The sequence below is a fragment of the Mesorhizobium sp. M7A.F.Ca.CA.004.04.2.1 genome (genome assembly GCF_004022825.1).
Classification (GTDB): Bacteria; Pseudomonadota; Alphaproteobacteria; order Rhizobiales; family Rhizobiaceae; genus Mesorhizobium.
In genome coordinates this window covers 1-2,370 of the sequence record NZ_RZPH01000937.1, presented here as the reverse complement: position 1 = coordinate 2,370, position 2,370 = coordinate 1, and the positions used below count along the sequence as shown (strand labels likewise).

Sequence of the window (2,370 nt, the reverse complement as noted above, 5' to 3'; positions counted from 1 at the left end):
GCCATGGAACGAGGGCTCCACCGCCAGCGGTGCCAGCGCCACGGCCGCGAAAGTCTTTCCGCCATTCTGGACGAACAGCCGCGAAAACAGGATGTGGCCGACCACCTGGCCGTCCTCTTCCGCCACCAGTTCGGCAACAGCGTCCCCGCCGGTCACCATCGCGTCGACCAGACCGGCCTCCGCCTGCTGGCCGAAAGCGTGTTCCTCGACGAGGCGGATGGCCTCGCGATCCCGCGGCGTTGCCGCGCGTATCGACATCATGCTCATGAGAATTTCAGTCCTTTTTCGATCTTGGCCCCGCGCAGGAACTCCGACGCGGCAGCGGGCTTTCCGCCCGCGCGTTGAACTTCGACCAGCCTGATCGCGCCTGCCCCGCAGGCGACCGTCAGCCGGTCATCGAGAATTCCTCCCGACTCGCCCAACTCTTCCCAAAGCGACAGGCCTTGCGACAGCGTCGAGCGAAGCAGTTTCAGCCGCTCCTGGCGGCCGCCAATTCCTATCTCCGACCACGCGCCGGGAAAGGGTGACAGGCCGCGAATATGATTGTGGACCTCACTTGCTGAGCGAGTCCAGTCCACGCGAGTCTCGGATTTATCGATTTTCTTGGCGTAGGTCACCCCATCCACAGCTTGTGTGGTGAATGTCAGGGTATTCCTTTCCAGTCGCGCCAGCGCTTCCACCATCAAGGCAGCACCGACACTCATCAACCGATCATGCAGATCGCCGGCTGTCATATCGGGTTCGATGGCGCATTTTTCAACCAGCCCGACCGGGCCGGTGTCCAGCCCCTCTTCCATGCGCATCACCATCATGCCGCTTTCCAGGTCGCCGGCCATGATGGCGCGCTGGATCGGCGCGGCACCGCGCCAGCGCGGCAGAAGCGACGCATGGCCGTTGATGCAGCCGAGCCGGGTCGCCTCGAGAACCGCCTTCGGCAGCAGCAAGCCATAGGCGACGACCACGGCGACATCGGCCTGCAAGGCACGGAAAGCGGCCTGCTCGGCCTCGCCCTTGAGCGAAACCGGCGCCCGGACTTCAATGCCCAGCCGCTCCGCCTCGCGCTGCACCGGCGATGGCGTCAACTCCAGCCCGCGCCGCCCTGCGGCGCGCGGCGGCTGGGTATAGACGGCTGATATCTCATGGCCAGCCTCGGCGATCGCGCGCAAAGTCGGCACCGAAAACTCCGGCGTACCCATGAAGATGACGCGAAGGGGCATGGCCCTATCCCGCCAGCTTGCCCGGCGCCTTGTCCCTGGCAAGCTTCTTGAATTTCTTCACCACCATGTCGCGCTTCAGCTTCGAGATGTGGTCGATGAACAGGACGCCATTGAGGTGGTCGATCTCATGCTGCAGGCAGGTGGCCATCAGGCCCTCGGCCTCCATATCCTGCAATTTGCCGTCGCGGTCGACATATTTGACCCGCACGGAGGCCGGGCGTTCGACCTCGGCGTAATAATCCGGGATCGACAGGCAGCCTTCCTCATAGACCGAGCGCGCGTCGGCGCTCTCCAGGATTTCCGGGTTGATGAAGACATGCGGCGCCGGCGTCTCGTCTTCCTTGGCCAGATCGATCACCAGCAAGCGCAGCGGCTCGCCGATCTGGATTGCCGCCAATCCGATGCCCGGCGCGTCATACATGGTCGCCAGCATGTCGTCGGCTAATTTGCGCAAAGGTGCGTCGACACGCTCCACCGGCTTGGAAACCTGGCGCAGGATGGGGTCGGGAAGGATGATGAGCGGCTTGATCGACATGGCGTTCCACCTAAGACCTCCAGAGAAAAGCGTCAACCGGTAGGCTGGAGGCTCGTTCACGTTTTGATCTGTGCCGGCAGCGCGAATCGTTTATGCTGTCCACATGAATGATTTGAGCACCATCCTTTCCGAACCTGTCGCCCGGCTTGGCGCCACAACCGTCACGCTCGGCCATGCGCTGGCCTTCGGCGCTTTGCTGTTTCTGGCCCTGTTCGTGGCGCTGGTCATTGCGCTGTGGCGGTCGGCGAAGGCGCGCGCCGTCGCGGCTGCGGAAGCCGCCGATCATGCCCGCGATGCGGAAGTGCGGATGGCCGGCATTCTGCAAAGCCAGGCCGAAATGCAGGGTCGTATGGGCGCCATCGCCGAAGTGTTCGGCGCACGGCAGGCGGAGCTGACGCAGTCGATCGGCCAGCGCCTCGACGCCATGACCGGCCGGCTCGGCCAGACCATGACCGAGCAGACCAAATCCACGCATGAGAGCCTGGCCAAATTGCAGGAGCGGCTGGCCATCATCGATGTCGCGCAGGGCAACATCCAGTCGCTCGCCGGCCAGGTCGTGCAGCTGCAGGCGATCCTCTCCAATAAGCAGACGCGCGGTGCTTTCGGCCAGTCTCGCAT

2 protein-coding genes and 2 pseudogenes are annotated in these 2,370 nt (G+C 63.9%); 1 reads left to right on the top strand and 3 read right to left on the bottom strand.

What is annotated here, in order from left to right:
• The 3 genes and pseudogenes from EN893_RS29460 to def all read right to left on the bottom strand — a co-directional run.
• A pseudogene (locus tag EN893_RS29460) lies at window positions 1–267 on the bottom strand (N-acetyltransferase); the annotation flags it as partial.
• On the bottom strand, window positions 264–1,217 hold the full coding sequence (fmt, locus tag EN893_RS29455) for a methionyl-tRNA formyltransferase (RefSeq protein ID WP_127271004.1): 954 nt from the start codon (window positions 1,215–1,217) through the stop codon (window positions 264–266). The gene fmt and the pseudogene EN893_RS29460, both read right to left, overlap by 4 nt.
• A gap of 4 nt (window positions 1,218–1,221) precedes the next feature.
• On the bottom strand, window positions 1,222–1,752 hold the full coding sequence (gene def, locus EN893_RS29450; protein WP_127269359.1) for a peptide deformylase: 531 nt from the start codon (window positions 1,750–1,752) through the stop codon (window positions 1,222–1,224).
• A 103-nt stretch (window positions 1,753–1,855) separates the two neighbouring features.
• Between def and EN893_RS29445 the strand changes: the two are divergent.
• Window positions 1,856–2,370, top strand: a pseudogene (locus tag EN893_RS29445) (DNA recombination protein RmuC); the annotation flags it as partial.